Genomic DNA, 26,747 nt, shown 5'->3' with positions numbered 1-26,747 from the left:
CGTTGCCGGCACAGGGCGCCATAAGCAAGTGCTGTTCGCCGGCAAATTGTCCCCATTCACTGCAATTTACTATACCATGCGCGCATCTGGATTCATTCTGCGTTTTGTAGACGTTGTATTGATTCTCCTCTTTGGATTTATCAGTATATCGAACCTCCAGGATACAGAAGTCAACCTGCCCGAAAGTACGGAAACAGCGCCTGTTTCGATGGACACCGAAGAAGTGGTATTCATCGGCGTTTTACCCGAAGGCAATTATCTCATTGAAGACGAATCAGTCCTGATTACTTCAGTTGACTTGCTGAGAGATCACCTCGTAGCAACCAAACAAGCATTTGGCGATGTGCCACTCAAAGTGCGTATCCGTAGCAGCAGAGATGCTTCTGCTAAAGACGCATTTGCCGTTGCAGCGCTATGTGATGAACTCGGCCTTGCAAAAGCATTGGAAGTTGAGTTGAAAATGCAGGACTCCTGATTCTTACGCTCCCTATTCATTATCCAGACTTGAGACTACATGCGTCGTCGAGGCTACTTATTAAGATTTATTGATCTCGGGCTCATCATTCTCTTTGGTTTTCTGATGATCAGTGATATTACGGTGATTTCCCAGGTGACTTTACCGGGCAAATCAGACGAGCCGGCTGATCCCGAACAAAAGGATGACCAGGTGCACCTTGGGGTAACGATTGGATCAGATGGCCGTTTCGAGGTTATTGATCTTACAGATCGTACCCAGCTTCATGTGGGCATCAGTTCTACCGAGGAGCTACAGTTTGTATTGCAGACCCTGGATACCCAGCACAGTGCGCGCCAGCAAGTGCTCAATATCCTGATTGAACCTACGCCGGCCTCTCCGATGCAAAAGCTGGTCGATGTACTGGATGTCTGCGAACGCCTCGGGATTCAGAAAAACATCAACACCGAAGCGGTCTTCAATCCGCCCGTACCCACAGTACCAACGGTGGAGTCTTAGCCTACCCGGGCACAGAAATTAGCAAACAAGCTGGCGTAGCCGGCAAACAAGCGTTTACACATCATGATTCTGCCAGAACCAAGGAAAGACGGCATCCATCAGCGAGGCAAAGCCTTTTTGAGCACCATTGTATTTGTTGCAATTGGCTATGCCTGTCTGCTTTTTGCCTCGTTTTCCATCGAAAAGCCATCGCGCAAAATTTTTCGGGAAGTAGACCTGGCGAGTTTTGCGCCGCCCGTGGTCACGCCCGAATTTGTATCAACACCGGATGATGCCGATGTACCCGAAAATGAACCCGAAACGGTAGAGCCTACGGTTGTTGAAGCCAGCACCCAGTCGCTGGACCAGCTCGATCTCAACCAGCTTTTTCCAGATGAGCTGGATGTTGACCTTGCGCCGGCCGCAGCCAACGAAACGGCCCGCAATGCCCAACGTGATAACGAAAACGATGCGCCACAAATTGAAGTCGCGTCAGGTGGTTTGCAGGGACTCGGGAGCCTCGATGGCCTGGACAACCTTGGTGCGCCAGTACCGACGTCACGCGGGCGTGCCAACCGGCAGTCGCAGACTGGGAATAACGGGGGAGGGATTTCCATTGCGAGCGGGAGTGGTACCGTATCACCTGGTCAGAACACAGGATCCACAACCACGACAAACGTCGTTGGCGAAAATACCCGCCGGGCTGCTGTAGCTGAATCTGCGGATTTTAATGTTGAACGGATGTCACTTGACGCGTTTGGCACGGATTATGAGAACCTGGAAGTGCAGGATTTGATTGCATGGATGAAAGCAAATCCGGGTGAAATGCCGGTTGGCGTCCGCAAGCTGGTCCGGCACCGGGATGCATTCCTTACGTCTGCTACCTCCTTCGACCTGGGTGGCAAACGCTACGAACTCTTTCTTATGTGTAAAGAGCGGTTGATGGAAGTGCACATCGTGCTGGTAGATACAGACGAAGCCACGTACCTCATCGACCGGAGTTTCCAAAAACTGAGTACTTACCTGCGCGAAGGCCGCGTTGGTCGTACGCCGGCGCAAGGCATCACCGCGATCAATTCTAAGCGCAGCGCAGCTTCAGACGAACGCTCTAAAGAATTTTACGCCCTGTTCCTCTCCTGGTGGGAGATCGCAAAAAACGATATTTAATAGCTTCTGCGTTTGACCCATTTTTCTGATTGATGCTGTTCCGGCGTTTCCGCACAAAACGCTGCATCCCATACATCGCTCATACACCGCCAGGTGTTGTTGATATTGCCATGAAGTCCTCTGTCTTTTTATTTATCCTCTGTTTAGGCCTCGCCGGCTGTGCCGGTTCTGGTGGATTGAAAAACGAAGCGCTCAACAGCGAAGCGTTGTTTATTCCTGCCGGTGTTGATAGCGCTGTAGCTGCTGTTGCTGATTCTATTGCGCAAGCGTCTTTTGTGTCAATCCCCGACCAGGAAGTTGCCGCTGGTCAGAAGCAAGACGGCATTGATATTTCTGCATTTAGCGATTCCTTGTGGATTTATCTGGAGATGTCGCAAGATTCCGTTGGCAACGTTGATCCTGCTTCAGCAGAGGCCGCATTGCGCGCTGCTAACCAGGCGGTAAATCCGCTTAAAGAGCTGATTCAGTTGAATCAATCGGCAGATCTGGATAGCATGACCATTGTGCGCCGGCAAGAAGCTTTGCTGAACCGCGCCCAGACATCGCTGGAAGAAGCCATCAAGCTCAACCCATTCGATTTGCAAACGCAATCTGTGCTAGCAAGGGTTTACACGGCGCAGGCGCAGCGCCTCGGCCGTGCCAATGCATTCCAGGAATCGATCGATGTGCTGGAGAAGCTCACGCGCCTGCGTCCTGATCAGCACAACTTGTTCGTCGCGCTAGCCAATAATTACTACCAGACAAGCAAGTGGAACGAGGCGGCATACAACTACGAACGGGCAGAAGAAATCTACTTGCAAACTTACGACCTGACGCCAACGGATGAGCCGGTTTCGGCAGATTCGCTGCTGCTCTACCAATACGTATCCCGGCAGGCAGACGTGCACGTATTACGACGTGATGCCGGCGCAGCAGTTACAGCCTACGACCGCGCGTTGTCGCTGGCACCTGATGCTGAAGAAATTGCGTTTATCAAAGGGGAGATGGAATGGATCAATTGGGACAACGGCAACCTTTCTGCCAGCTTTGCGCGCGACTCACTAATCGGGCTTGAACAAAGTAACCTGTTACCGGAAGCGGAACGCGGATACGAGCAGCTCTTGCGCGCCGTCCAGAACCCAAAAGCGTTGGATGAGACGGAGTGGCGGCTTGCGTCAGTGCAGTACAAGCTGGGCAAAGGAGACGTTGCTGCAGATCGGTTGCTACAGCTACTTCGCCGTACGGTGGTGACAGATAACGGCGCACCGGTAGATTCAACGTATAGCCGATATTTCGATACATTTGGGACCATTTGTTTTAACCAGGCAATGGTCTTCCTTGGCGAAAAGCGAGACAACCGCACGGCGCTCAAGTATTTGGAGCAGGCGGTACAATTCCCATGGGAAGGCCGGCCGCGCGCATACCTCGAAAGCGCAAAACTGCTACGTAGCAACGTGAAAATTGCGAAAGAGCGCGCGCAGGAAGCCATGCAGGAGCTGGACCTGCTTACGCCTGAAGACCAAAAAGAATTGTTCGGTCTGTTGGCGACCTTCTATCGCACGGAAGGCGACTTTGACCAGGCCCGCAAATACCTCGAACGATACCGCGCCATGTAGCCGCAGCAATAATGAAAAAGTTAAGCCAGTTTACGTTTGCTTTTGCCTTGCTGGGTTGCCTCGCGCTGCCGGCAACGGCACAACCTGACAGCCGGGTAGATTTTAGCCAGGTTACGCGTCCGGTTGTACAAATCAACGAGCCGCAACTGATCACGTTCATGCTCGACGCGTTGATCATCCTCACGGAAGAGGACACGGATATGCTCGAGGTGATCGACATCACCAGCAATGGGTTTGGTCCGGATGACGTGGTTGTTGTCCATCCAACCATGGAGACGCACAAGCTGCCACCGGTTTTGCCGGCAGATGTGCAGGACCTGATGAACAGCTGGCAATTGGAAGCGAACACCCAGTATGATGGGGCCAACGCAACGGCTGAGGTGTATAATCCCGAAATGGATCCGCAGGCAAACACGAGCGAGAAAAAAGCCGAGCAAGCCATTCTTTACGATTTACTGCGCACCCTGGAGCGTAACTACCTCGAGCAGCCAATCAGCATTTTGTTTGAGCGTGATGATGAAGCGTTCTCTTTTCAGATGTGGGATTTTGACGAGCAATCACTGCGCTACACACCACCACCGCCGGCGCAGCCCGACACGGTGAACGCATATGATATGCTTTATGTCGTACGCAACGATTCGCTGATCATTTCCGATACGACAATGTTTGACGTATTCTTTGTCTCGAAGAAGATAGAAGAAACCATCTGGATGCCGGAAATCCCCGACGACCCTGGCTTGAAAGTGCCGGCAGAAGCGGTACGCAGAGACGAAGAAGGGCAGTAGATGCCGGCATCCGCAGACAAGACAGTATTGCGGATCATCGACCAATTTACAACGCTTCTCCTCGACATGAACAGTACGTTCATGTTCAACGAAGACCGTTTTGGGCCGGCAGAAGACTACCACGCAACCTACCGACAATGGGGCGGCGCGCTCACACCTGAGGCGCTTCGCACGGCCATTGAAGCGTGTTTGGCCTATATGGAGATTCGCTACCCTGATCCCGTTTGGCACAATCAATTCCCAACGGTAAAAGCAGTACTCGGGATATTGCCTGAAACTACAGCCTTTGATCTAACGGAGTTGGATCGTATTGCAGAAACTATTGCGCTGCATGAATTGGGCCACATACCCGAAAGCTACGCAGACGTATTGCATCAACTCGCGCAAACCCATCAACTTGCTGTGGTTGCCGACATCTGGTCCGAAAAATCGCTGTGGATTATTGAGCTTGAACGCGCCGGCGTACTGGACTTGTTTGACGTTCAGATATATTCTTCAGATATCGGATCCGTTAAACCGTCTGCAAAGCCTTTTCTTCGAGCAATCGAAGCGCTTGGCGTATCCAAATCTGCGTGTGTTATGGTTGGTGATAGCGCCCGCCGCGATATCGGTGGCGCAGAAGCAGCCGGCATTGCAGGCATCTGGATAGGGAAGGGCGAAGGGCCGGCGTATGCTATAGCGCAGGTTGAGGATTTACGGTTACTGGTTTAGGGTTGCAGGTTGAAGGTTTTAAAATTCTTTGATTGCTGCTGGAGGATTGCGGATCTCGATGCATTTGAGCTGTCGCGCAACTACCCGAATCCGTTTCGTACAACAACGACTATAAGCTACACTTTGCCATAAGCAGATGCCGTCTGTCTGGTAGTGTATGATGTAATGGGGCGCGAGGTACGCGTACTGGTCAATCGTACGGTATCTGCCGGGGCGCATCAAACAACATTTAATGACAAAAGACTTACCTCCGGTGTCTATCTGTACCGCCTGGAAGCTGGTGGCCAAACCCGAACAGGTGTTATGTCATTGATCCCATGATGAATCAGGAAATACCCATAACGCTTGCACTCGAAACAGAACGCCTGCTTATCCGGGCACCACAGCAAGGAGATGCTGCCACATTGCGGGAGGCCATTGCTAAAAGTTTGGAAGAGCTTCGCGTCTGGATGCCCTGGGCGAAGTCAGTGCCTACCCTGGAAGACTCCGTGGAGAGCTGCAACAATGCGGTGACTGCTTTTTCAGCAGGCACTGATCATCGCCTGCATATCTTCCTGAAGGGTACGGAGACGCTAATTGGATGCAGCGGGATGCACGACATAGACTGGGCCGTGCCGAGCGTTGAAATAGGATACTGGCTTTGTACACTGTACACCGGCAAGGGCTACATGACAGAGGCCGTCCGAGAAATTACCCGCTATGCCGCTGAAGAACTCAATATGAACCGGGTTGAAATCAGAATGAGCGCCGATAACGCGCGAAGCAAAGCTGTACCCGAACGCCTCGGTTTTAACCATGAGGGGACGCTACGCAATCACGCCCGCCATATGGATGGTTCACTTCGAGATACCTGTGTATTTGCATGGACCAGATAGGGGAGATGGTTGTCGAATGCCGATTGTCGAATGCCGATTGTCGAATGTCGAATGCCGATTGTCGAATGCCGATTGTCGAATGCCGATTGTCGAATGCCGATTGTCGAATGCCGATTGTCGAATGCCGATTGTCGAATGATGTGAATTAATGGTTGGAAGCAAGATCCAGCTTTTTCTTGGTTTGTACTCTTACGGCACCGATAGTCAAGCTTTCGTGTGCGTCTATTGCAAAAGAAAGAAAACCAATCGGCATTCGGCACTCGAAAATCAGCAATAAACACAACCCTTAATTCGCAAGAATGCCGATTTTCGTTTAATCCAGCGCCGGCTTCAAGGTCGTCATTACCGCTTCAAACTCAGCCCTTAACTCGTCTTTGATGGGCTCTACGGTTGTTGGCAGCTTCTCGCGAAGGGCATCAACCTGTTTGCCATTTTTCCAGAAACGGTAGCAGAGGTGTGGGCCAGTGGCGAGGCCGGTACTCCCAACATACCCAATCACATCGCCCTGTTTTACCTTGACGCCAGACTTAACGCCTTTCTCGATTTTTGAGAAATGCAGGTACTGGGTGGTGTAGGTGCTGTTGTGGCGGACTTTCACGTAGCGCCCATTGTATTTCGAATAGCCGGCTTCCGTAACTACCCCGTCAGCTGTTGCGTGGACAGGCGTGCCCGTTGGTGCGGCATAGTCGGTACCGAGGTGTGCTTTATAACGCTTCTGGACGGGGTGAAATCTCCTGAGTGAGTACCGGCTGCTGATGCGCGAATACCGGAGCGGGGCCCGTAGAAACGGCCGGCGGAGGCTGTTTCCGTTTTCATCGTAATACTCGAGCCGGCCATCCACTTCGTAAGGAAACGCGTAATAATCTTCGCCGTTGTGGTGGAACTTGGCCGCTTTGACGTCAGCTACGCCAATCGATTTATCGCCCACAAATTCTTCTTCGTAAACGACGCTGAAGTGGTCGCCTTTCATGATTCTGTAGAAATCCACCTGCCAGGCAAATACCTCAGACAGTTCGATGGCAAGCATCGGGTTGACGTCTTGCTCGGTTAGCGTGACATACAGCGAGCTGGTGATTTCGCCACGTGCATGACGCTCTTTCTTCACCACAGGCCGTTCGCCGGTGAAGACGTTGAGTGAATCCTGGAGGTCGAAAACGATATAGTCTACCGGATTGCGCTGATAGACAAGGAAGTCAGCCGGCGCTTCGGTTTCAGGTGCATCATAAATGCGGTAGGAATTACCCGCTCGGATTTTGCGGATGTCCATCATCGGTTTGGCCATGGCCGCGAGGTCGTGCACGGTTTTGCCAGAGATGCCAAACGGAGACAACATGTCCGAAAAGGTCTGGTTACGCTTTACAGTAAAGGTTTGCGTATCAAAAGCGTCTTCTCTGAAATCAAATTCGTCGTAGATAACAACAGGAGCGGGTTCAGGGGTTTCGGGTAGGGTGATGAGTCCAGACGAGGGAAGCATGCCTGAGTCGACAGATGCCTGTGGCGCCGGCTTGAAAATGAGAAAGCCTGAAATAAAGAGGGCAAAGAGCGACACCCTGAGGGCCAGACGGGTACGAATGCGCATTATGGGAAGCGAGTTTTAAGTCAGAGGGCAGGTGGGTGGTGCTCTATGATAAAACGATCTTGCCTGCTTTTTGTGAGCGGGACGTATTGACGTAGATGTCGACTTCAGCTTAAAGCGGGTGACGCTTTTGGCTAAAGCCAGTATTATCAATACGCTACGAGAAGGCCAAAGATAAGCTATTCCAAACTAAATGTCACGCCGGCTTCCAGGCTTCTTCTGAAATGCCGGCCTGCTTATTGAGCCAACGGGCCATCACAAAGAGTAAATCCGAGAGCCGATTCAGATAAACGGCGGCTTCTTCATTAAGCGATTCCTGAAGTTGCAAAGCAACCGTGCGCCGCTCGGCGCGCCGGCAAACCGTCCGTGCAAGGTGAATCGTTGATGCAGCCGCAGCACCACCGGGCAGAATGAAATGTTTGAGCGGTGGTAATTCGTCGGTCAGCATATCAATTTCTGCTTCCAGGGTTGCTACGTGCCCCGGTTCAATTCTGGGTACCTGCACTTTTGCATCAGTCGGCGTGGCCAGGTCTGCGCCGAGCACAAACAGCTCGCTCTGAATCCTGTGTAGCATTTGCGCAATGCGTTCGTGGCCGGCTTCGGGGAGCTGGCCGCGCGCGATGCCAATCACCGAGTTGGTTTCGTCGACCGTGCCGTAGGCTTCGATACGAAGGTGGTCTTTGTTTACGCGTCCACCGCCAAACAATCCTGTTGTGCCTTTGTCACCGGTACGGGTATATATTTTCATATCTGATCGATAAACTGAATTTGGGGCGGGGCATGCTCGGGATAGGTAAGCGTGGTTGCCATCCCAAACAGATCCTGAATGAGTTGTGTCGTCAGTACTTCACGCGTTGCACCAGCAGCTACGAGCCGGCCGTCTTTTAAGGCCAACAAGGTATCTGTAAAGCGCGCAGCCATGGTTAGATCGTGAAAGACCACAACAACGGTTTTGCCTGCTGTAACGAGGCCCCGAAGACGCTTGAGCAAGTCAAACTGGTGGTACACGTCCAGGTGAGAGGTTGGTTCATCCAGCAGGAGGGTTTCTGTTTCCTGAACAAGGGCCTGTGCGAGCAGCACCCGTTGCCGTTCTCCGCCGCTCAGGGAGGGCAGGGTACGATCTGCAAGGCCAACCAGATCGAGCATCTCCAATACCGCATCGACCTGGCTTAGGTCGTCTTTGTTTTCGTTTTCAAGCCAGCCTTTGTGCGGGAGCCGGCCGAGCGTCACATAATCACGCACGCGGAAATCAAAGGTGATGCTGGATACCTGGGGCAGTACAGCCATTGCCTGCGCGCGTTTTCTGGTATCCCAGTCGGCTACGGCTTCTCCTTTAAAAGCAAGCGTTCCCTCGTAGGGAAGGAGTCCGCTTATGGCGCGAAGCAGCGTAGTTTTGCCGCTACCGTTTGGGCCAATAATTCCAATCAACTGGCCCGCTTGCAAGGTGAACTGCAAGTCATCCAGAATGCGGGTGCCCTGTAAGTAGACACTTAAGTTGGATGCAGAGAAGATCGGTTGGCTCAACGCGTCGGCAGGCGGACAAAATCTGCCTGCAATTTGTGGTATAAATCGTTAAACAGGGGCACAAGCGCATCGTATTGTGCGTGCGCCTCCGTTGCTGGCAGCAAGCTGTTGCCGGCTGCCTCCTCATCAAAGTCTCGGTTGATGGTCTCTGTTCCAAGCGTTTCCATTGCCAGGATAATTGCGCCGATGGCGGAAGCATCGTCTCCGGGTGTTTTGACCACGCGTTTACCAAACACATTTGCAATGATTTGCAGCCATTCTGGAGAACGCAGCAGGCCGCCATTAGCAAGCAGGATATCGAAAGGTCCACATGTGTCTGTAATGGCTTCCCCGATGTTACGCAACGTAAAGGCGATCCCTTCGAGCATGGCATTCAAAAAATGGGCGCCCGTATGCTGGTAGTGTACACCGAAGAATACGCCCCGGTCGTAGCTATTCCAATTGGGGGCGCGCTCACCGAGCAGGTAGGGAAGACAAAGCAACCCATCGCTTCCCGGAGGAATTGTAGCGGTGGCAGCCAATTGCTCATGGAGGCTGTCGGGCTGGCCCATCAGGTGATCTTTGAACCACTGCAGCATAATGCCGCCATTGTTTATTGAACCGCCAACAATGTACCGCTGATCATCAAGGATATAGGTGAAGAGGCGGCGCTTCTGGTCTACCCGCGGCTCGTGTGTGGTCACGCGGATGGCGCCGCTCGTGCCAATGGTTAAGGCTGCTTTTGCCGGCGTGTCAGCAGCAACACCCAGGTTCGCCAGGCACCCATCGCTTGCACCGATAATCCAGGGGATAGAAGGATCGATCGCCAACTGCTGCGCAATTTCAGGCTTAAGGGGCGGGAGTGTGGTTGTTGTTGAAACGGGCTCAGGCAATTGGTTGGTTGAGATGCCGGCCGCGTCGAGGGCTGGCGCGTACCAGGTGCGGCTTTCCAGATCAAACAATCCTGTTGCGGATGCGATGGAGTGATCCGTAAGCAAAGCGCCCGTTGCAAGGAAAATGAAGTACGCCTTCATGCCCACAACTTTAGCCGCTTGCTGCATCAACGCAGGTTCATGTTGCTGAAACCACCGGAGCTTGCTCAGGGGTGCCATTGGGTGGACGGGTGTGCCTGTATGGTAATAGATGTCTTTGCCGGCCGCTGTGTGCTGAAATGCGGCGGCCTGGGCTTTGCTACGCTTGTCAGCCCACGTAACCAGGGGTGAGATTGGTTGGTTGTGGTGGTCGAGCAGCAGCAGGCCATGCATTGCGCTGCTCAGGCTAACGGCCCGGATTGTACCGCGGGAAGCACAGGCTGTAATGACTTCTTTGAGTCCATCGAAGATAGCCGCAACGATGGTTGCAGCTTCTTGCTCAGCATAGCCCGGTTGTGGCGTGAGCAGGGGATAGGGCCGGCCGGCGGTGTATACAGCCTGTAGGTTGGCGTCGGTAGCGATCACCTTGGTGCTCGACGTGCCAATATCAACACCGATGTATAGGTCTTTCAACTGCTCTACAATATGAGGAGGTTATGCCAGTTGTGTCGCGCAGCTTTACCTGAGAACAAAGCGGCGACAATGGCGGTCAAAGAAGTGCAAAATATATCCCGCAAAAACAACAATTCATACCCAGCCTTGAAACGTTCTGTCGCTTTTCCCATCCTTTGTTGTGTTGCTGTTCTGTTTGCTGTATTCAATGCTGGTTGTGATGCCCAGCAGCAGCAGGACGACTTTGTTTCAGCCGCCGGCGCGCCGGCAGCTGGCATTACGCGCATCCTCGATAACAGTTTTGGCGGTACCATCTGCTCTGAAGATGAAGATGATTGGCGTACTTCGCCGGTTTACAACGGCATTGTGCTTGTTGAGCGGGGCGCTACGCCAAATCCGGCCAGCAGTACACTGGTAACCATCAACATCCGGGTGCTGCAATTTGATCGGGTACGCGGTAGCCTTTCACTTCGTTCGTTTGGCAATGGCAACACGTTTCTGTTCCTCGATACGGTAATCGATGCCAGCTCTCCTGGAGACTATGTTTTCCAGTTCAACTCTTCTTTGCTCACAGAAAATGGCTTGCACCGCGTGTTTATCTTTGACGGTGTAGGTGAACTGGTATCGTACGGGGATGTAGAATTGACTGCAACCCAGCCGCAAAGCTGTTAATCCCGATACCAGGTGAATGGGGTGCTAGTTTTCAGTACGCGTGTGCGTTATCAAAAATCTTTTGTTGAACTCAAATCTTGCTCCTTGCCAGTTCATAGTGCGGCCATCGATTGAAACGATCCAGTAGCTGTCGTCTTCTGCGCCGGCGTCGCTGTTGAGAAATAGCTCGCGCGACGTTTCGTCCATCCGCCAGGTGCCTGTGTTTTTGCCATACGGATCACCACCACTCTCAAAGGTTTGGTCGGCGTTGAACAGAATGAACCGGTTATTTTCCGGGTTGTGCTCCGCACTTACATCATTTGTGCCGTCCTGTACGATCTGTGCCATCTGCCATTGTCCGACCAACTGGTCAGCCAGCAACTTTGAGCCGGATGAACACGAGCAGAGGAGCAGGAGGGATGCTATACATAAAGATTTGAACACGTAATTGGCCATCAGTTTGGTGAGCGGTATCGGACTTCGGTAAGATTATCATCCAGCAAGAAAGTTGCTCGTCAGACTCCAATTCATTTCAGTCTGTTAAGGTTTTGTGCACAATGTCGTATTTATCAAATCCTTCTCGCAATTAGCTTTAAGACGTTATAAATTATTTATATATGTATAAGCATCTGTGCCAATCACCACATCTCGGCCCTTTGCAAAATTGCGCACGCTCACTCTTTGCCAGATCACCCTAAAAGCTTGATGTTGATTGCTTCCCGGAAATGGTTTTTTGTTTTGTTCGTATGCTGTTGTGCCTGGACATCCCTTGAATTACACGCGCAGCCTGTTCCGTTTCGGGTGGTGACGTACAATGTGCTCCGGTTGTCTGACAACGACCAGGAAAGGCAGCAGGCTTTGGCTACGATTTTTGCTGAAGTACAGCCGGATATTCTCCTTACTCAGGAGATGGTAAATACGGACGGTGTTGCGCTGTTGCTTTCCGCGCTCAATGCTTCAGACACGTTGTTCGCAAACGCGCCATTCATTAATGGTGCAGATACCGACAATGCGCTCTTCTATAGAAAGGATCGCGTTCGTTTTATATCCCAGGATACCGTGGATACCGCACTCCGCGAGTTCTCTGAGTACACTGTGGAAGTTGCCGGCAATACGTTTAACCTCTACAGTGCGCACTTGAAAGCCGGTGATGGCCCCTGGAACGAAAACCTCCGCTACGACGAAGCAGAGATCCTGCGGATGCACTTGAATAGTTTGCCTGATAGTGTTGAGTTCATTGTTGCCGGCGACTTGAATATCGGAGAGGATAACGAGGCTGCATATCAGCTGCTGACGCGAATAGGCAGTGATAGTACAGGACAGTTGGTCGATCTGGTTGAGCCGGCGCTTATTGGTCGCTGGCGTAACAATCCGGCTTTTGCAGCCGTGCATTCCCAGAGCCCGCGCGCTATCGCTATTGGAGGTGGGGCGTCGGGTGGTATGGATGACCGGTTCGATTTCATTCTTGGCAGTCAGCATGTGTTCGATACAGAGAAAATCGCCTTCAAAGCCGGCAGCTATACCGTGTATGGCAACGACGGACAGCACTTCAACAAAGCGATCACAGATGGCCCCAACCTGGTTGTCAGTGACGACATGGCACAGGCCCTGCATGATGCGTCGGACCATCTGCCTGTATACGCTGATTTTGTAAGCTATACTGATTCTTCTGTAGCATCTGCGCCCGTCCTGATGTTTAGCGAGATTTTTTATGACACGCCAGGCACGGACGCCGACGAAGAGTGGGTCGAACTATACAACAACGGCACAGGAGCCGTTGACCTTGCCGGCTGGTCGCTGGTAGACAACAACGGCGACGGATTTACATACACTTTCCCAGAAAGCCATGTGATGCAAGCGGGTACGTATTTTACAGTAGCCAACGATGCAAATGCTTTTGTGGCGCTTTATGGGTATGGCGCTGATCTGTACGACAATATCCCACCCTTGAATAATTCGGGAGATGCATTGCTTTTGCGTAATCCTGCAGATGAGGTTATGGATGAGGTTGCATGGGAAGGGGGCGCAAGCAAGGGGGTGCCGGCGCTGTGGAACAGTGACCTCGAACCGAATGCAAGAAGGGGGGAGTCGCTCGTCAGGGCATCGTTTGCGCTGGATACGGATTCATTTGAAGACTGGATTATTGCAACGGGCAACGGCAGTCCGCAGGTGCAGGGCACGGGCGTTGAATTTCATACCGTTGGGACAGATACCGGCTTGCCTCAACGGGTTGCATCCCTTGATCAAAACTACCCGAACCCGGTTGCTAACCAGACGGCCATCAAGTTTTTGTTGCCAGTTGCCCAGACTGTCTCGCTCACTGTATTTGACATGCTGGGACGCGAAGTGGCGCAGTTGGCCCATGGTACGTATGGCGCCGGCGAACATACGGTTACGTACGTTACGGAGGCGTTAAACGCTGGGGTATATATTTACCGTCTACAAACTGAAGCGGGAAGTCAAGTCCGGCAAATGCTGGTTATTCGTTAGGATTTGGCAAAGCCGCCACGAGGTGCGTGTCGAAATCGTCCAGTTTGGCTTTAAGTTCTTTTATGTTGATGGGCTTTGAGAGAAAGTCATTCATCCCCACCGCCATACATTGCTCGTAATCTGAAGCCAGTGCGTTGGCGGTCAGGGCAATGATATAGGGAGGCTTTTCGATATACGTTGTCCTGATTTGCCGTGTGGCCTCAAGGCCATCCATGAGCGGCATTTGCAAATCCATAAAAATCAGGTCGTAGCTCTTTTTCGCCATCTGCTCGAGGGCATGTTGGCCATTGTCTGCCACATCAGCACGGTAACCGAGCACACCAAGCGTACTCAGGGCAACCTGCTGATTCATGATGTTGTCTTCGACGAGTAGGACGCTTACTTCGCGTTTGTGGGGAAGTGCAGCTGCCCGTTTTCGTTTGTTGAGCAAACGCTGTAGCGCCGGCTGGTTGATCGGAGCCATAACCGATTCGATTCGTTTGTAGAACGCGTCCTCTAGGATCGGTTTTGTTAACAAGGCATCAGCCACATCCGCTGAGAATTCTGTTTTTACGCCCATAGGAGCGAGAAGGATAACGCGAAGCGCATTGGAGGCTTTTTTCTTTAAGGCCCGGGCCAATTCAAAAGCGTCCTGGCCGGGTAAGAATATATCGATCATTGCCAGATCGAACATATGGCCGTTTTCGAGGCGTGCATAGACTTCGGAAGGGTCGTTGGTGCTGTAGCACGTATCTCCTTTACGGTTAAATAATTGCTCCATGCGGCGGATAGATGCCGGCCGGTGATCGAGCAGAAGCACCGAGTATGCAGTTTGTGCCGGATCTTCGGGATGGTTAGCCGTGGCTGGTAGCCCAACCGGGATTTTCCAGTGGAACGTCGAACCTTTCCCCAGCAAACTTTCTGCCCAAATTTCGCCACCGAGTAACTCAACCAGTTGCCGCGTAATGGCAAGCCCCAGGCCAATGCCTTCATAGCTACGAGAGAAAGAAGCATCAACTTGTTTGAAGTGCTCAAAAATGGTTTCGAGGGCGTGAGACGGAATCCCAATGCCCGTATCCTGTACGCTGAAGTGAAGCTCGAGTGTGTCGTTTTGCAGGCGTTTCGTTTCCAGGTTGATGCAGATTTCTCCTGTTGGTGTAAACTTGACCGCATTGCCAACGACATTCATCAGCACCTTCCACAGCAGTTTGCTGTCGCCTTCAACCTCCCAATAGCCGGCAGCATCCGGATGTACTACAAGTTCAATTTTTTTGGAGCCGGCTTCCATGGCAAAGAGCTCTGCTACCTCTTCCATAACCAGGACGGGGGAGAATGGCTGAATGTCTAGCTGTGCAAGCCCAGATCCCAACCGGGTGAAGTCCAGAATATCGTTCAGGATACTCATCAGGTTTTCACTACTGGTGTGGATCGTTTGCACGTAATCGCTCTGCTCTTCATCCAGTTGCGTGTAGTTGAGCAAGTTGGCCATCCCTATCACGCCATTCATGGGTGTTCTGAGTTCGTGACTCATTGTAGCCAGGAAGCTGTCTTTCAAGCGGTTAGCTTCTTCAGCAGCTTCTTTGGCAATGCGATACTCATCGATGCGCTTGCCTTGCGTGATATCCGACACCTTAACCAACAACAGGCGGTTGTTACTGCTGTCCAGTTCTTTGATGTGCACGTCAATCCAGCGCCCATCGTCTTCCGGATTGAGCTGTATGCGCTCACTCAGTGGTGTGCTGCTGATGAGGGCGCGCAACGCTGGCTGTGGCTCCAGAGATGCTTCCGAATTTGTGAGCATTGTTGCCAGTTTGCTAAGTAGCTGATCAACTGTGCGCACCTCAAGCGTTTCAAAAACAGTATTGTTATGGCTGATTACGGTTTCTTCTTCTGCATCGATAACAAGAAATGCATCACCACTATCATGGAATACAGTCCCCATGATGGCTTCACTTTTGTCCAATTCATCCATGGCATCAAGCCGTGAATGCAGGATGATGTAGGTGAAAAAGGCAATTACAATGATGGTGCTCAGAAAAAAGAGCGGCACAATCTGTGGCTCTGGTGCTGTAAACGTAACAAGCACGGCGAGCCCGGTAACTACTGAGGCATATACCGCGAGGGCTCGCTTTGTATGAAAGACAAAGTAGATCGTCACAATCACTACGATGAAACCGAGGGTAACCGACGACGATAGGTTGTTGAGATATGCCAGGTAAGCAAGCCAACAGGTTGTAGCGTATTGAATGCTACTGAATAGGGCGGTTGCGTACTTTTTTATTGCTGTGGGGAAGTAGTAGCAGCCGACAGAAAAGGTTGCAAACAGGCCGGCAATACTGAAGCGCATCCACAAAGGATCAACAGCATCGGGATCTGAATAAAGAAAGATAAAGCGGTACAAAATGACCACGGGGCCCGCATAGAGGCTAAAAGTCCGCATCAAATCGAGGTTAATTTTGTCTCGATCTTTTTGTTTAGCCGTGTTCAACGTAATCCGGGTCCGCCGTAGTACTTAATTGGATAATGAGTACTAGACGTATCGGAGGAAAAAGGAATGGCTAAACAACAACCTGCATCTGTTTTTTGCGTGATGGAAATGTGGTTCAGGCCTATCGCGCAGCCGCTTTTTCAAGCCTATCCATCAATGCAGTGCCAAGGCCTTCACGGGTTACAGTTTGACAGAAAACCTGTTGTATGCCGGCCCGGTCGCTGCGACGAAAGAATCTAAACAACTCATACGCATATGCAGCAGTATCTGAGCAGTGCAGGTGGAGTCCCAGTTGTTCGGGGAAGGGATGCGGCGTGCGGCCTATATAGGCAATCGATTGATCTGCTGGCACGTAGGTTGGTTCTTCAACCAGGGAAACCGCCGCTTTTGGGGCATAATGACGGTATTTCATGCCCGGACTCCGTGCTGGCCCGGTCATTTTGTCTTTGTACAAACTGGTGGTTGGCGCAATTTCTTGCAGCGCCTCAAGGGTGATGCCCCCTGCGCGCAGTACCAAGGGTTCTGAGGAGGTACAATCAACCACGGTCGACTCAATGCCCACGTCTGACAAGCCGCCTTTCAGTATGCAGGGGATGCGTCCTTTGAGGTCCGTATAGACATCCTGCCATGAGGTAGGGCTGGGTCTGCCTGATCGATTGGCAGAAGGAGCTGCCACAGGGACATCACAGGCATCAATAAAGGTGCGTGCGAGCCGGTGTGCGGGCATGCGGATGGCTACTGTATCTAGTCCGGCTGTTACGAGGTCAGGTACAGTGGAATTACGCTGGAAAATCAGGGTCAGCGGTCCAGGGAAAAATGCTTCAATGAGCTGATTTGCTCCCGGTGGGATGGTTTTGACGAGGTCGTCGAGCTGATGCAGTGCAGCAATGTGCACAATCAGAGGGTTGTCTGCCGGCCTGGACTTGGCGGCAAAAATTGATGCAATGGCGTTCGGGTTGTTGTATGCACCACCGAGTCCGTAAACGGTCTCCGTGGGAAACGCTACAACCTCACCCCGTTTGACAAAAGCAGCTGCCGTTTCAGGATCTTCTGTAAGGTGCGTTGTGGTAGAGGGTACAGTTTCTTTCATCAGCAGGTAAGCCAAGTGCAACGTGTGCAGCCGGCACACCTTTACGATTTAGCATCGTGGATGGTTCGCCGGCTCCAGTTACGCAAATCATCCAGTAGAATATAAATCGTAGGAAGGATCACCAAAGTTACAACTGTGGAGAAAGTTAATCCGCCAACAATAGCACGCGCCATCGGGAAGTAAGGAGGCCCATCCCCGCCAATCTGGGTGTTGCCAATGCAAAGCGGGATCAGGCCGAGTACGGTAGTCGCAGCCGTCATGACAATAGGGCGGAAGCGATCGTGACCTGCCTGGAGGATGGCCTGTTTGCGCGGTAAGCCTGATTCTCGCAGGAAGTTTATATGGTCTATGAGCACAATGCCATTGTTCACCACCACCCCTATCAGGATTAGCACACCGATCCATGCCATGATCTGCATGGTTGTGCCGGTTATAAGGAAGAACCAATAGACACCGACAATCGCAAAAATGATAGAGCTCCAGATGCCGGCTGGATGAATCAGCGATTCAAAGAGGGCAGCCATCACAAAGTAGATCAGCACGAGTGCCATCAGAATGTTGATCATCATCAACTGCTGCGAGTTCTCTTCATCGTTGCGGCGCTGACTGAAGCCCCATTGATAGCCGGCCGGCAGATCGTAGTTTTCGAGTACCTGGTTGAGGCGTTCCGTACCATCTTCTTTTGAAATACCATCCAGGCCAATTTTAACGCCCATCATGGTAATGCGATTTTCACGCTGGATGGAACGGGGGCCACGGGTAGTCCTGAAATCAGCAAGGGCGGCAAGCTTGAGGGGATCGCCATCCGGCCGTTGAATTGAGAGGTTGCGGAGGTTGTTTACTGATGCCTGATCCGCATCCTGGAAGGCAAGCCGCATGTCTACTTCGCCATCTGGTGTTCTGAACCGGCGCAGGTTGAAGCCGCGCATGGCTGTTGATACGGTACTCGCAATCTGCTGGGTTGAGAAGCCGTACTGTCGGGCGCGTTCGCGGTCGACAACCACCTGAACTTCTTCTTCGCCGCTTTCTGCTTCTGATCGGACGTCAATAAACCCATCAACACGTGACAGGACACCGGCTACCTCATGCGATAGCTCTTCCAGCCGTTCACTGGATTCGCCCGAAAGAATAACCCGCAGGCCTTCTTCAGGATTGTTAGATTGCCAGCTGAACGAAGGATTGGCAATGGCCATTTTGGGAAGATCCTCTCGGATTTCTTCCTGTATGAGCTGTACTGATTTCTCAGCAGAATCACCGTCTTTCAGCATAATTGTAGATGACGCGAAGCCGGCGCGCCAGTAGCTGTAAACCGATTCTATTTCAAAATCATCTTTGTTTTCAAACAGGTACGCCTCAACTTTGTCAACTTCTTCCTCAATCCGCTCAATGGTATAAGAGCCATTGATATGATAAAAAAGTCTGATCTGGCGTTCTGTCCCTTCATTGTCAGGGAAGAAATCTGAATTTACAAAATTAATGGGGATGGCTACGCTAAAGAGAATGAGCAGCATCAAGCTCACTGAAATCCACCGACGATTGATCAGCCAGGCAAGCAGGCGGTCATAATAGACCACAGTTTTATCGACAATTGTGACTTTGTTTTTCTTGGGTTTCGGCTTCAGGCGCGCCATCAACAGGGGCACGATGGTCTGCGAAATAATCAGCGAAATGCCCAACGCAATACAAATAGAGATCGACACGTGTTTGAGGAACAGCGTCACATCATCTGCCGGGCTCACGATAAAGGGTAAAAACACAATGCCTGTTGTGATGGTGCCGGCTGTTACCGCAATACTGACTTCTTTAACGCCTCGAACCGTCGCTTTTACCGTGTTTTCCGGGTCATCAAGCTGATGCCTGTGGATGCTTTCCGTAACCACAACCGCGTTGTCGACCAGCATACCTACCGCTAGCATGAGTCCCATCATCGACAGGATATTCAGCGAAAGGCCGAGGAAGTAAATACCGCCGAGGGTGATTACAATCGAAATTGGGACTGCAAGTGTCACAATAAGGGTAGTGGACATCCTGCGAAGGAAGAAGAAAAGGACAATGAGGGCAAACAAGGCGCCCAAGAGCCCCGACATGAGCAAGTTATCGAGCGACGACACAATGCCTTCTGCGGAATTGTCCATGTAGTAAATACTGACGCCTTCCAACTCTGGATCTGATTTTAGCTTTTCAACTTCATCAACTACGCGCTTTGCTGTTGCAACCGTGTTGGCTTCAGATTCCTTTGTAATATTCATGCCAATGGCATAACTGCCATCCAGGTGCCGGCCTTCTTCGCGTTTTGGCTCCTCGAACGATACCTCTGCAATATCGCGCAACCGCAATCCACGGTCGTTAATGGTAAGATTTGCTACCTCATCTATACTTTTGAGCTCACCCATGGGGCGGACCATGAAGCGCTTGTTGCTGTCGTTGATTTTTCCCGCAGTAAGCGAAAAGTCACTGGCGCGAAGCCTGCTCGATAGCTCGACAAGGTTGACTTTATGCGCCGAAACCCGGTCAGCAACCAACTCAATACGCACTTCTTTGGGATACACCCCGTAAAGCTCGACCTGCGACACCCCGTCCAGCCGCTCAAGTTTTCGTTTGATTTTGCGGTTGAGCATTTCAAACGAACCCGATAAGTCGCGCTCAGACGAAATACGCAACGTCAGGATGGGCATGTCTGAGGTAGAAAACTGGAACGTGTAATACCGTTCGAGGTCACTGGGCCATTGCTTACGAATACCGTCTAGTTTTTCCCGGACTTCAAGCGCGCGTATTGTGGTTTCTTCACCCCAATCAAAAGACAGGAAAATGTCAGCGCCGTTTTCGTGCGACGTTGAACTCATTTGTTTGAGTCCGCTGATCGTGGCAAGTACCTCTTCTGCCGGCCGCGTTACTTGTTTTTCGATTTCTTCCGGGGAAGATCCTGGATACGGGATCTGTACAAAGACACCGGGAAAGTCAATCGATGGAAAATATTCCAGCGCGAGCAGCCGCGATGCAATGATGCCAATGACGATAAACGACATGAAAGACATAACCGTCGTTACCGGGCGCTTTATTGCGAATTCTGAAACGTGCATGGCTTTACTCCGGGTGTAGCGTCAGTGTAAAAACTTTGTAGACGGTTATTATTATTTAGCCGGTTCTGGCTGTGGCTTTACATCGGGCCGGCGATCGAGCACCATGTACATCACCGGAATCACAACCAGCGTAAGCAGGGTAGATACCAGCAAGCCACCAATCACCGTGATCGCCATTGGCGCACGAATTTCAGTACCTTCTCCAACGCCAAATGCGAGGGGGAGCAGGCCAAGTGTTGTAGTGAGGGTTGTCATCAGAATGGGGCGTAGGCGGAGACGGCCGGCTTCCATAATGGCTTCGCGTTTCGGCATGCCTTTTTCGCGGAGCTGGTTGATCAGGTCAACCAGTACAATGGCATTGTTTACCACAATTCCCGCAAGTAATATTAATCCGATAAACACCACAACGCTGATCGTAGAACCTGTTGCGTAGAGCGCCCACACAGCGCCAATCAGTGCGAGCGGGATGCTGAAGAAAATCACAAACGGGTGCAACAGCGATTCAAACTGTGATGCCATGATCAGGTATACGAGGAATACGGCAAGCGCGAGGGCAAGCAGCAAAGAACGGAAACTGTTGTTCATCTCTTCGCTCTGTCCACCAAGGCTCACTTCGAGGCCCGGTGGTACGGCAACGTCATCCAGGATCTCGTTGATTTCTTCAGCTGCAGAACCCAGGTCGCCGAAGTTCAGGTTCGCGCTAACGAGTGCTACACGTTCCTGGCTTATACGGCGAATTTCACCCGGCCCTACATCGATCACAACGTCTGCAACGGTAGACAAGGGAATAGGCCGTTCGCTTTCTGGATTGACAACGAGCTCTTTGATCCGGTCGATGTTTGCCCGGTCCTCTTCTTTGACGCGTACCAGTACGTCAATTTTACGGTCACGCCAGGAATAACGCGTGGCAACATCTCCGCGTACATTGCTTACTACCCGGCGGGCAACGTCGCTTACGGCGAGTCCGAGTGCTGCTGCACGTTCGCGGTCGAAGTAAATCTGCACCTCAGGGTTGCCCTGTTCCATGGTGGATTTTACATCGATGAAGCGATCTGACTGGTCGAGCCGGCCTTTGATGGCTTGCGAGACGCGTTTCAGTTTGTCGAGTTCATACCCCGTGATTTCTATTTCAACCGGGGTGTCGAACGTGAACAGGGTGGGGTAGTTGAACTCATACTGTACACCGGGTTCGCTTTCCAGTACGTCACGAAGCGCATCCATCGCATTGGCTTCTCCGTTCTCACCTGCGTCTGTCTGTAAGGCAACATGCACTTCCCCCCAGTTTTCACCACCCTGATCCGGGTTGGCGTCGAGTCTGTTTCCTGTACCGGCAACAGCAAAAGTTGTGTTGATCTCAGGGACCGTATTGGCGGTCTGTTGGAGGTTGCTGAGTACGATATCAGTTTGCTCAAGGGGCGTGCCGGGTGAGAGCTTGAACTCGACATTAAATTCTCCTTGCGACAGCTGCGGGATGAGTTCTACCCCAAGTCTGGGTACCATGAGCATGGTGCCGGCAAACAACCCAAATGCAATAACCAACACAAACGCCTTTCTGTTTAACGCCCAGGCCAGGAAGCCAGGATAGCGGGCAGAAAGGGCATTGTTCATTTTTTGCACTCCTTTAGCAAAAGGAGAGAAAAGTAAACGGAATAACGCACTTGTTTTGCGGGCTGCGGTGATGATGAGCCATGCAATAAAGGTTGGGATCGTGTTGAAGATGAAAACACGAGTTTTCCTGAGGACGCGTCCAAATGCTGTTCTTGGTTCTTTCAGTTCAGGCCGTGCTATTTCATGTTTTTTGCCGTCTTTGCCAAAGGAGGCCAGCATCGGAATCAAGGTGATGGCAACAACAAGCGAAGCAATCAAGGAGAAGGTTACGGTGAGCGCCTGGTCTTTGAATAACTGGCCGGCGATACCATCGACAAAAACCAGCGGGAAAAATACCGCAATGGTTGTGAGGGTGGAGGCGATAACAGCCTGTGCCACTTCGCTGGCGCCTATTCTTGCTGAATCAATCGTGTTTTTACCCAGCTCTCGATGTCGGGCTATGTTCTCCAACACCACAATGGAGTTATCCACCAACAGCCCAATACCCAGGGCAAGGCCACCCAGAGACATGATATTGAGCGACAGGTCATTGCCAAACATCATGTTGAAGGTCGCGATGATGGAAACCGGAATCGAAACCGAGATAATGACTGTTGTCTTGAAATCCCTGAGGAAGAGGTAAAGGATTAGGATGGCAAGGAGGCCCCCAATCAAACCTGCTTTGACAACGTCGTTAACGGCGCCTTCGATAAAGGTCGACTGGTTATAGACGTTGACGAGCTTCATTTCGCTCGGCAATTCTTCCTGTATGCGATTTAGCCGGCGCTCTATATTTTGTGCTACTTCAACGGTGTTGGCGCCACCTTCTTTGTAAATGGCAACTTCAACAGCTTCCCGACCATCTATGCGTGTGATGGCTTCACGCTCTTTGTAGCTCAGGTCTACCGATGCAACATCCCGCAGATAAATTGGGGTGAGGCTGCCGTTATCAATAATGACATTGCCAATTTCGCTGACACTTTCAAACTCGTTAACGGTACGGACGAGATATTGCTGAACGCCTTCTTCCAGCCGGCCACCAGAAAGGTTTACATTTTCCGCATTGAGGACTTGTACAACCTGGTCAATGGTGATGCCGAGTTGCGCAATTTTGTCCTGGTCAATCAGCACCTGTACTTCGTCTTCGAGGCCGCCACTGATTTTGACGGCCGCAACGCCGGCAGTAGATTCGAGGTCTTTTTTGAGCTGCTCATCCGCAAAGCGGCGGATGTACTTAAGTTCGTCTTCGTCGAGGTTATACGAGGCGTTTAGCTGCGTAGGGATGATATTGGAATCAGCACTGGCAACCAGAATATCACTATCATCAATATAGAGCCCAAAACGCATGACCGGGTCCAGGGAAGGATCAAAACGCAGCAATACAGGGCGCTCAGCTTCGAGTGGTAGTTGGAGCGCGTCTAGCTTTTCGCGCACTTCCATTCGGGCGATGTCGATGTCGACACCCCAGGCAAACTCAAGGACAACATCCGACTGTCCCGTGCGGGAAATCGATTCCATTTTGCCCAGGTTTTTAACAACACCTAGGGCTTCCTCAATCGGCTTGCTAATGAGGTTCTCAATTTCTGCAGGCGCAGCACCTTCGTAGGCGGTTCTTACCGTCAGGGTGGGGAAGGTAAGGTCCGGCAAAAGGTTGATTGAGAGCCGGGAAAGGGAAACGGTACCGAAGAGGAGGATTGCCAGGGTGAACATAGCAATCGTGACTCGCCGGCGAATGGAGAGGTCGATTAATTTCATGTCATTGTCCAGGATCTGGGAAGGTGGCGGGTGGTTGCCACCAGGATAAGCGAGATCCGTGATGCAGCACGTTGTGTGCTCATTTGTCGCAGGGTAAACACACAGCGCCCTGCATCACGGACCAGATTGTGCCAGGTTATTCGATTACGTCAACCCGGGCACTGTCGCGCAGGCTTCCCTGGCCTGCTGTAATGATTTGTGCGCCATGTTCTACGCCACTCAGAATCTCAACATACAGCTCATCTACATAACCGCGGTCAATGACTTTGCGGAATGCCTGGCTGTCTTGCACAACGTACAGTGAGACTTCACTGTCTTCTTCGATCACAGCCTCTTTGGGTACGAGCAGTGTTTCTGCATGGGTGTCATACACAACTTGCACGCGGCCAAACATACCTGGCTTGAGTACGCCGCTCTTGTCATTGACTTCGATCGTTACTTTGAACGTGCCGGTTGTTGCGTCAACAATAGGACTGATGCGTTTGATTTCGCCGCTGAATACGGTGCCAGAAAGGGCGTCTACAGTCAGGTTAGCGTGCTGCTTAACGCGCAGTTTGCCCAGTTCTTTTTCCGGTGCGTACATAATGGCAAGCAGCGGATCGAAGTCCGAAACGGTAAACGTCTGTTCATTGACATTGAGCGTGTTGCCCACTTTGATGAGGCGCTGGGATACGATGCCTGAGATCGGCGCGCGTACCGTTGTGTAATCCAGTTCGAGCTTTGCCAGGTTGTATGCTGCCTGTTGGGCTTCGTAGTCTGATCTTACGCGCTCATATTCTTCGACGCTGATGAGCTGCTTTTCATACAGCCCTTCGTTGCGTTCGTGTTCGCGCTTCAGTTTGTTGAGGCTTACTTCAGAACGGGCAAGTTCAAGGGCAAGGCGTTCGCCATCGAGTTTGGCGAGGGCCTGGCCGGCGCGGACCCGGTCTCCTTCTTCAACATAAATCTTGGTTACAACACCGCCCGCTTTTGCCGCTACGTTTGCTTCTTCTTCAGCTTCCAAAGAAGCCGTGCCTGAGAAGAACGCAGAGATATCACCCCGGGTAACATAGGCTGCTTCTACGGGGACAGCCGGGACGGCTTCTTCTTCCTCTTCTTCGGGAGGTTGGGATTGGGCATTGCTGCAGCCCATCTGGTAAGTGGCCAGAAGCAGGAAGGCCAGGAGGTAAGTTAATCGCGACAAATGATACATGGGTTTTCGCATTGGTGCGTTGTAAACAACAAAAGGAGAGGTCAGCCGATGTTTAGTTGCTCTCGCCTACGGACATATTTCAAATAAGGTTACATAACAACTATGCCGAATGGACGAGTTGCGCGAACCAATAGTTACAACCGAAGTAAGGTGTTTGTGTTAAGATTCCCCCAGGTGTATAAGCGGCGAAGCCCCGCTGTTCTAAAATGATCGTAGTAGAACCCTACTGCCGGCCTCCGGGTCACGCCGGCCCCATGTTGCTCGTCCATGGCGGCGCATGGAATATCCCGGATGTCGAATGTGATGCCCATCTTGCCGGCCTGCAAATTGCAGTAGAAACAGGAAAAAATGCCCTCCAGGCAGGTAATTCTGCGCTTCAAGTGGTTGCTGAGGTGGTTGCCCATATGGAAGGAGATGGTGCCTTTGATGCGGGGTGCGGTGCCGTACTAACCCGGTCTGGCAAGGTCGAACTTGACGCGGGAATCATGGACGGCACTGCCCGGCATTTTGGATCTGTTGCCGGGATCCAGCACTTCAGGCATCCCATTAAAATTGCCCTCTCCGTGCTCGAAAATGGGGGGCGAACCTTCTGTTTTCTTAGTGGTGCCGGGGCAGAAAAATTTGCTGACGCGTCCGGCTTTTCTCGCGTGAAAAATGAGAACCTGGTTTGTTTGCGTGAGCAGCAACGCTACGATTCGCTGGCTGCACAGGCGGCTTATCATACAAGTCACCCTTTTCTTGCGGATGAGGATGTGCCCCGGGGTACGGTTGGATGTGTAGCCATTGATCAACATGGAAAGCTGGCTGCGGCGACGTCGACTGGCGGGACACCTTTCAGGCCAGATGGACGGGTTGGAGATTCTCCAATGCCAGGTGCCGGCTTCTACGCATCCCCGGATGGCGCAGCCAGTGCAACGGGGTGGGGAGAGGCCATTGCCAGCGTGTCGATGTGTTTTGCCGCAGTGCAGCAGCTGTCCTCTTGTTCAGCCGAAGACGCTGCTGAGGCCGCTATTCGAACACTCGGTTTGCAAATCAAAAATGAAGACGGGCAGGGGGCCACTGGAGGCATCATTTTGCTCTCAGCTACAGGCGAAGGGGGATTTGCGTTTTCTACACCCCGAATGGCCCGTGGCGGTTGGTATGCGGGCGGGGACCCGTGGGTGCGCATCTGATGGGCTCAGGGTTTCATAAACGTGAGTTGGAAGGCATTGTCAGCAGGGTTTGCATCTTGCTGGGCGAGGTGAGCCGGCACAAGGAGAAAACGGTAAGCATATCCAAGAATCGAAAAATCTGCCGGCCGTGCAAACGTTATGGGAGCTGCCGGATCCAGGAATAACATCTGGTGTGGCGCCGAGGTGAAGGTAGTGTGTTTGCCGGCTTGTTTGCGCGAGAATGTTAATGCAACAGGACCATGGTATACCCAGGTTGTGTCGTTGCCCAGGTCTGCCTGCGGATTCGAAAGGGATTTGTATACAGCGTTGCCGGTTCGTGCAAGCAGCAAGTACAGCTCAACGACAAGGTTGCTCTTTATTGCATTGGTGCTTTTTCCTGCGTGTTGGCGTACGTCAACTTCGAATACAAAATGCGGCTGAGGTCCGATGTCGTACAAGTAGGCTTCGAGCCCATCTACAATTTTCCGATTGTCAGCTGCATCCACATCAAACATGCGCACATCAGCGATGCCGTAGTCGAAAGTTGCCTGCTGGGCCCAGGCGTGTTGGATGCTGCCGAGGAGGCAGCTGACAAGCAATACAGTGCGAGCAATCCCGGGTATAGCCACTAAAGCA

General features: G+C 51.8%; 21 protein-coding genes. 10 read left to right on the top strand and 11 right to left on the bottom strand.

From position 1 onward, the window contains the following. From AAF564_07035 to AAF564_07005, 7 genes are all read left to right on the top strand, one after another. The coding region (locus tag AAF564_07035; GenBank protein ID MEM8485286.1) for a biopolymer transporter ExbD at positions 1-475 on the top strand (475 nt) is incomplete at its 5' end. 39 nt (positions 476-514) lie between these two features. Next, a complete protein-coding gene (locus tag AAF564_07030; protein MEM8485285.1) occupies positions 515-973 on the top strand; it encodes a biopolymer transporter ExbD in 459 nt (152 codons plus the stop codon). A gap of 63 nt (positions 974-1,036) precedes the next feature. After that, positions 1,037-2,119 carry a hypothetical protein gene (locus tag AAF564_07025; protein ID MEM8485284.1) on the top strand — a complete coding sequence of 361 codons (1,083 nt, stop codon included), beginning with the start codon at positions 1,037-1,039 and terminating at the stop codon, positions 2,117-2,119. Positions 2,120-2,229: 110 nt separating this feature from the next. Next, a complete protein-coding gene (locus AAF564_07020) occupies positions 2,230-3,714 on the top strand; it encodes a hypothetical protein (GenBank protein MEM8485283.1) in 1,485 nt (494 codons plus the stop codon). A gap of 11 nt (positions 3,715-3,725) precedes the next feature. Beyond that, positions 3,726-4,499, top strand: a complete 774-nt coding sequence (locus tag AAF564_07015) for a hypothetical protein (protein MEM8485282.1) — start codon at positions 3,726-3,728, stop codon at positions 4,497-4,499. Next, positions 4,500-5,210 carry an HAD-IA family hydrolase gene (locus AAF564_07010; protein MEM8485281.1) on the top strand — a complete coding sequence of 237 codons (711 nt, stop codon included), beginning with the start codon at positions 4,500-4,502 and terminating at the stop codon, positions 5,208-5,210. It abuts the gene before it with no gap. A 317-nt stretch (positions 5,211-5,527) separates the two neighbouring features. Continuing rightward, on the top strand, positions 5,528-6,085 hold the full coding sequence (locus AAF564_07005) for a GNAT family protein (protein MEM8485280.1): 558 nt from the start codon (positions 5,528-5,530) through the stop codon (positions 6,083-6,085). Positions 6,086-6,398: 313 nt separating this feature from the next. Here the strand turns inward: AAF564_07005 and AAF564_07000 are convergent, their stop codons facing one another. The 4 genes from AAF564_07000 to AAF564_06985 all read right to left on the bottom strand — a co-directional run bounded on the left by AAF564_07000 (position 6,399) and on the right by AAF564_06985 (position 10,669). Then, positions 6,399-7,664, bottom strand: coding sequence for a peptidoglycan DD-metalloendopeptidase family protein (locus AAF564_07000; GenBank protein MEM8485279.1), 1,266 nt, complete (start codon positions 7,662-7,664; stop codon positions 6,399-6,401). A 193-nt stretch (positions 7,665-7,857) separates the two neighbouring features. Then, positions 7,858-8,409 (bottom strand): cob(I)yrinic acid a,c-diamide adenosyltransferase, encoded by a 552-nt coding sequence (locus AAF564_06995; GenBank protein ID MEM8485278.1) that lies wholly within the window; start codon positions 8,407-8,409, stop codon positions 7,858-7,860. Further along, positions 8,406-9,185, bottom strand: a complete 780-nt coding sequence (locus AAF564_06990) for an ABC transporter ATP-binding protein (protein MEM8485277.1) — start codon at positions 9,183-9,185, stop codon at positions 8,406-8,408. The genes AAF564_06995 and AAF564_06990 overlap by 4 nt, the downstream gene beginning before the upstream one ends. Continuing rightward, positions 9,182-10,669: a gluconokinase gene (locus AAF564_06985; GenBank protein ID MEM8485276.1), complete on the bottom strand. Its 1,488-nt coding sequence runs from the start codon at positions 10,667-10,669 to the stop codon at positions 9,182-9,184. Before AAF564_06985 ends, AAF564_06990 begins: the two co-directional genes overlap by 4 nt. A 126-nt stretch (positions 10,670-10,795) precedes the next feature. On the opposite strand from AAF564_06985, the gene AAF564_06980 reads away from it, so the two are divergent. Next, positions 10,796-11,320 (top strand): hypothetical protein, encoded by a 525-nt coding sequence (locus AAF564_06980; GenBank protein ID MEM8485275.1) that lies wholly within the window; start codon positions 10,796-10,798, stop codon positions 11,318-11,320. Between the two features lie 24 nt (positions 11,321-11,344). Here AAF564_06980 and AAF564_06975 read toward each other — a convergent pair whose 3' ends face one another. After that, positions 11,345-11,755, bottom strand: a complete 411-nt coding sequence (locus tag AAF564_06975; GenBank protein MEM8485274.1) for a DUF5004 domain-containing protein — start codon at positions 11,753-11,755, stop codon at positions 11,345-11,347. Positions 11,756-12,004: 249 nt separating this feature from the next. Between AAF564_06975 and AAF564_06970 the strand changes: the two genes are divergently transcribed. After that, positions 12,005-13,789, top strand: coding sequence for a lamin tail domain-containing protein (locus AAF564_06970; GenBank protein MEM8485273.1), 1,785 nt, complete (start codon positions 12,005-12,007; stop codon positions 13,787-13,789). Here the strand turns inward: AAF564_06970 and AAF564_06965 are convergent. From AAF564_06965 to AAF564_06945, 5 genes are all read right to left on the bottom strand, one after another. After that, entirely contained in the window at positions 13,779-16,256 is a 2,478-nt protein-coding gene (locus AAF564_06965) for a response regulator (GenBank protein MEM8485272.1), read from the bottom strand. The two genes, AAF564_06970 and AAF564_06965, sit on opposite strands and share 11 nt — an antisense overlap. A gap of 121 nt (positions 16,257-16,377) precedes the next feature. Continuing rightward, the gene (locus AAF564_06960) at positions 16,378-17,346 is read right to left on the bottom strand and encodes an L-threonylcarbamoyladenylate synthase (protein MEM8485271.1); all 969 of its coding nucleotides are present in this window, start codon (positions 17,344-17,346) and stop codon (positions 16,378-16,380) included. Between the two features lie 41 nt (positions 17,347-17,387). Further along, complete coding sequence (locus tag AAF564_06955) at positions 17,388-20,426, bottom strand: efflux RND transporter permease subunit (protein MEM8485270.1); 3,039 nt, start codon at positions 20,424-20,426, stop codon at positions 17,388-17,390. A 51-nt stretch (positions 20,427-20,477) separates the two neighbouring features. After that, positions 20,478-23,768 (bottom strand): efflux RND transporter permease subunit, encoded by a 3,291-nt coding sequence (locus AAF564_06950; GenBank protein ID MEM8485269.1) that lies wholly within the window; start codon positions 23,766-23,768, stop codon positions 20,478-20,480. A gap of 136 nt (positions 23,769-23,904) precedes the next feature. Further along, entirely contained in the window at positions 23,905-24,960 is a 1,056-nt protein-coding gene (locus AAF564_06945) for an efflux RND transporter periplasmic adaptor subunit (protein MEM8485268.1), read from the bottom strand. A gap of 206 nt (positions 24,961-25,166) precedes the next feature. Here AAF564_06945 and AAF564_06940 point away from each other — a divergent pair, with 206 nt between their 5' ends. Beyond that, complete coding sequence (locus tag AAF564_06940; GenBank protein ID MEM8485267.1) at positions 25,167-26,132, top strand: isoaspartyl peptidase/L-asparaginase; 966 nt, start codon at positions 25,167-25,169, stop codon at positions 26,130-26,132. Between the two features lie 5 nt (positions 26,133-26,137). Here AAF564_06940 and AAF564_06935 read toward each other — a convergent pair whose 3' ends face one another. Further along, positions 26,138-26,740: a hypothetical protein gene (locus tag AAF564_06935; protein ID MEM8485266.1), complete on the bottom strand. Its 603-nt coding sequence runs from the start codon at positions 26,738-26,740 to the stop codon at positions 26,138-26,140. Between the last annotated feature and the right edge of the window lie 7 nt (positions 26,741-26,747).

Source organism: Bacteroidota bacterium, assembly GCA_039111535.1.
Taxonomy (GTDB): Bacteria; Bacteroidota; Rhodothermia; order Rhodothermales; family JAHQVL01; genus JBCCIM01.
The sequence above is the reverse complement of the archived record's forward strand: the minus strand, read 5'-3'. Positions and strand labels throughout refer to the sequence as shown.